General features: G+C 29.8%; 6 protein-coding genes. 5 read left to right on the top strand and 1 reads right to left on the bottom strand.

All coding sequences use genetic code 11. The features are described 5' to 3' along the window. Positions 1 to 25: 25 nt before the first annotated feature. From CD129_RS07120 to CD129_RS07135, 4 genes are read left to right on the top strand one after another with little or no spacing between them, the layout of a single operon-like run. On the top strand, positions 26 to 1,456 hold the full coding sequence (locus CD129_RS07120) for a rhomboid family intramembrane serine protease (protein WP_256681900.1): 1,431 nt from the start codon (positions 26 to 28) through the stop codon (positions 1,454 to 1,456). A 3-nt stretch (positions 1,457 to 1,459) separates the two neighbouring features. Continuing rightward, positions 1,460 to 1,651 (top strand): YqgQ family protein, encoded by a 192-nt coding sequence (locus CD129_RS07125; protein WP_078356550.1) that lies wholly within the window; start codon positions 1,460 to 1,462, stop codon positions 1,649 to 1,651. Then, complete coding sequence (locus tag CD129_RS07130; protein ID WP_107509995.1) at positions 1,648 to 2,619, top strand: ROK family glucokinase; 972 nt, start codon at positions 1,648 to 1,650, stop codon at positions 2,617 to 2,619. Before CD129_RS07125 ends, CD129_RS07130 begins: the two co-directional genes overlap by 4 nt. Next, a complete protein-coding gene (locus CD129_RS07135; RefSeq protein ID WP_078356552.1) occupies positions 2,619 to 2,933 on the top strand; it encodes an MTH1187 family thiamine-binding protein in 315 nt (104 codons plus the stop codon). The genes CD129_RS07130 and CD129_RS07135 overlap by 1 nt, the downstream gene beginning before the upstream one ends. Positions 2,934 to 2,962: 29 nt before the next feature. On the opposite strand, the gene CD129_RS07140 is transcribed toward CD129_RS07135, so the two are convergent. Further along, complete coding sequence (locus tag CD129_RS07140) at positions 2,963 to 3,202, bottom strand: DUF2759 domain-containing protein (protein WP_078356553.1); 240 nt, start codon at positions 3,200 to 3,202, stop codon at positions 2,963 to 2,965. A 99-nt stretch (positions 3,203 to 3,301) separates the two neighbouring features. Between CD129_RS07140 and CD129_RS07145 the strand changes: the two genes are divergently transcribed. Further along, positions 3,302 to 3,934: an MBL fold metallo-hydrolase gene (locus tag CD129_RS07145; RefSeq protein ID WP_078356554.1), complete on the top strand. Its 633-nt coding sequence runs from the start codon at positions 3,302 to 3,304 to the stop codon at positions 3,932 to 3,934. Positions 3,935 to 4,053 lie beyond the last annotated feature (119 nt).

Consider the following 4,053-nt stretch of genomic DNA (forward strand, 5'->3'; position numbering starts at 1 on the left):
AGAATAAATGGATAAAATAAAGCAAATGTGGAAATCGATTTATTATTTAGTATATACAGAAGGGTTTAACATTTTATCGATTGATGAAGATGAATCAGAAATTTGGTTAACGCATGAATCTAAAAAAATCGTTAAAAGATTTATACATAAGACCCCGACACATCAAGAAGTTGATTTTGATTTTGAGAAAACAACGGATCATTTAAGCAATTTGATTGAAAGTATAGGGTTTAGTTTTGAACAACTAGATATATACTATGTAACGGATAAAGTAATAGATTTCACAGAGTTTAATCATTATAAGCGTCCAAAAATACGGTATTACGCTTTAAGTAATGTGGAAGATTTTCAAAAAGTTTCAGGGCATTTAATTACTAAGCAGCAAATTAAACGCTCAAAGACATCGGCCGTAACAACTTATAAAAACAAGCTACTTAATGCCAGTTTTATTGATAGTTTTATGTTGAAATTCTCACCAGTTACATATATTTTAGTAGCAATTAATGTGATTGTTTGGTTATCTTTAGTATTAATATTTAATCAAGTAGCGCAAATAAATTTAGTAGATTATGGTGGTCTAGTACATTTTAATGTTGTACATGGGGAATGGTATAGATTATTAACATCTATGTTCTTACATGCCAATTTTACACATCTTATAATGAATGTATTTTCACTTATTATATTTGGTAAATTAATTGAAGGTGCATTAGGATCGGTCAAGATGTTTACGATTTACATGGCATCTGGGCTATTTGCAGGATTAGTATCTTTAAGTATTGATACAGAATCTATATCGATTGGTGCGAGTGGTGCAATATTTGGTTTGATTGGTGCATTTATTGTTTACTTATTTACTAGAAAAAATATAAATAAACAATTTGTATTGCAAACTTTTATTGGCATTGCAATCATTTCACTATTAGCCTTATTCATTAATAATGTGAACCATTTTGCACATTTAGGTGGATTTATAGGTGGTGCTATCCTAATGTATATTATATATCGTTGGATGGAACATGATAAATTCAAATTATATTATATCATTGGGTTTATAGTTTTAATTATTATTCTAATCATAGTTATTTTTAGTAGACAGCAGCATTATATATATGATGAATTAACGAAAAATGCTATGAATAACGGTGATTTTGATAGTGCTGAAACAATGGTAAAACAAATAAAAGAAAAAGATTTTGAATCAGATGAAACATATATTTTAAGTGGATTGATTGTTGCAAATAAAACTTCATTAAATGAAGCAATATTAGAATGGGAAAAAGGTTTAAAAGTTTTTCCAAAATCTGGACAGTTAAATTATCAATTAGCGTTAGGTTATAGAGCTAAAGACGATTATGATAAAGCCAGTAAATTTATAAATCAATCATTGAAGCTTGATAAAGATAATAAACGCTATAAAGCTTTAAAGAAAGAAATAACTGCATTTAGGAGTTAATATATGGAAAACTTATATGATGTACAACAATTGTTAAAAAAGTTTGGATATATCATTTATTTTAAAAATGAAGATGATCAACTAGAAATGATGGAACAAGAAATCAAAACCATGTATCAATCTATGCTAATTGACAAAGACACATTTTTACAAGCAAGACTCATTATTAACCAAAGAAGGATTGAGAAAAAATGACACATATTTTATCAGCAGATATAGGCGGAACAACATGTAAATTAGGAATATTTGATCGTTCTTTAAATATTGAAGAAAAATGGGAAATTTCTACTAATAGAACTGGAGAAGGTATATTAGAAAACATTTACGATTCATTTATGGTCCATATGAATCGTAAAAATATAGACATTGAAAATATAATCGGTATGGGTCTTGGTGTTCCAGGACCTATCGATTTTGACAATGGTATTGTACATGGTGCAGTTAATTTAAATTGGAAAGGAAATATTGAAGTAAGAAAACTTATGCAACAATATTTTGATGGCCCAGTTTATGTTGATAATGATGCGAATGTAGCAACTTTAGGTGAGAAGTTTAAAGGTGCAGGAAGAAATGAAAGTGATGTCGTATGTATCACACTTGGAACTGGTGTTGGTGGTGGAATTGTATCCAATAGTGAGTTAATTCATGGACATAATGGTTCAGGAGCAGAGATCGGTCACTTTTTAGTAGATCAAAAGAAAAGATTTCAATGTAATTGTGGATTAAAAGGTTGTTTGGAAACAGTTGCATCTGCAACAGGAGTTATAAATTTAGTTCATCATTATTATCCAAATATTAATATGAAGTCTAGACTGCATGAATTAATCGCAAGCAAGAACGTAACGGCTAAAGATGTATTTGATGCTGCTAGAGCTGGTGATGAATTCAGTTTGTTTATTATAGATAAAGTGGGTGGCTACATAGCTTATGCAGCAAGCGTAATTAGTGTTATGACAAATCCAAAGTATATTATAATTGGTGGAGGCGTTAGTAAAGCTGGAGATATTCTTATAGAATTCATTAAAAAGCATTATGAAGAAATGACTTTTAAACCTGCTCAAGAAGATACGCACATTGAAGTAGCACAATTAGGCAATGATGCAGGTATAATTGGTGCAGCTGGCCTTATTAAGACATATGTACTAGAAAAGGAGAATCAATAATGGCAATCGTTGATGTTGTTGTAATACCGGTAGGAACAGAAGGACCGAGTGTAAGCGAATATATTGCAGATATCCAGTTGATTTTAGAAAAACATAAACAATCTGGAAAAATTGATTTCCAACTTACACCTATGAACACTTTAATCGAAGGTGACTTGAAAGATTTATTTGAAGTAATTCAAGAAATTCATGAAAGTCCATTTAATAAAGGTTTGGATAGAGTATGTACTAACATAAGAATTGATGATCGAAGAGACAAATCAAGAAAAATGAATGAAAAGTTAGAATCAGTTAACAGACATTTAAACAAATAAAAAAAGACGAGTGTAAACTCGTCTTTTCTTTAATGATGCAAAATTGGATAACCGTATGTAAATATTGTTGCTAATGAGAAAAAGCCAAAAGATACTACAGTTATTGCACCAAAAAGAATGCCCAAAATATTTTTGTTTTTGAATGCTGAAATCAAACCAAATATTGCAAGAATAAAAACGGCAAGCATTAATAAAGAGAAAATATTAACGCCGATATGGATTTTTATTCCAAACAACTCAAATAGTTCCCCTGTGTCGATAAATGGCATTCCAATACCCCCAATACGTTTTCTTTTATTATCATATTAATTGTATAATTAATATGTGATTTTGTCGAGGTACTTTTTAAAAAAAGAGGAGGAAATGCAATGAAAGTACATAGTTATTCTTTAGGAATAGTTGAAACTAACTGTTATATTATCGAAGGAGATAAGGAACTGCTAGTAATTGATCCGGGTGATAATGGACAATTTATAAACAAACGCATAGAGAAATTCAATAAAAAGTTAAGTGGTATTCTACTTACACATGCTCATTTTGACCATATAGGTGGCATTGATGATGTCGTTAAAAAATATGACGTCGATGTATATGTTCATAAAGAAGAAAAATCATGGTTAACAGATACAGTGAAAAATGGATCTAAAAAATTCGCAGCATATCAATTACCTCAAGTTGTACAACATACAGTACCTTTAGTTATGGATGAAGGAACTCACAAAATAGGAGAGTTTGAGTTTGAAGCTCTACATACACCAGGGCATTCACCAGGTAGCTTGTCATTCGTTTTTGGAGATTTTGCAATTGTTGGGGATACTTTATTTAAAGGTGGAATAGGTAGAACGGATTTATATAAAGGTGATACTGAAACTTTAATTAAATCAATTGAAGATAAATTATTAGAATTAGATCCTAATACTACAATTTTTCCAGGACATGGTCCCGAATCAACTATTTCTGAAGAAGAAATGACAAATCCATATTTAAATGGGTTTAGTTAAATAAAAAAGCATTACACATAATGTGTAATGCTTCAGACTGTGGACAAACTGAACTTAATTTTATAAGTTCAGTTTGTTTTTTTGTTTTAATAAGTATGTTTTATTAAATTTAAGCTTAA

The sequence above is a fragment of the Mammaliicoccus fleurettii genome (assembly GCF_003970575.1).
Classification (GTDB): Bacteria; Bacillota; Bacilli; order Staphylococcales; family Staphylococcaceae; genus Mammaliicoccus; species Mammaliicoccus fleurettii.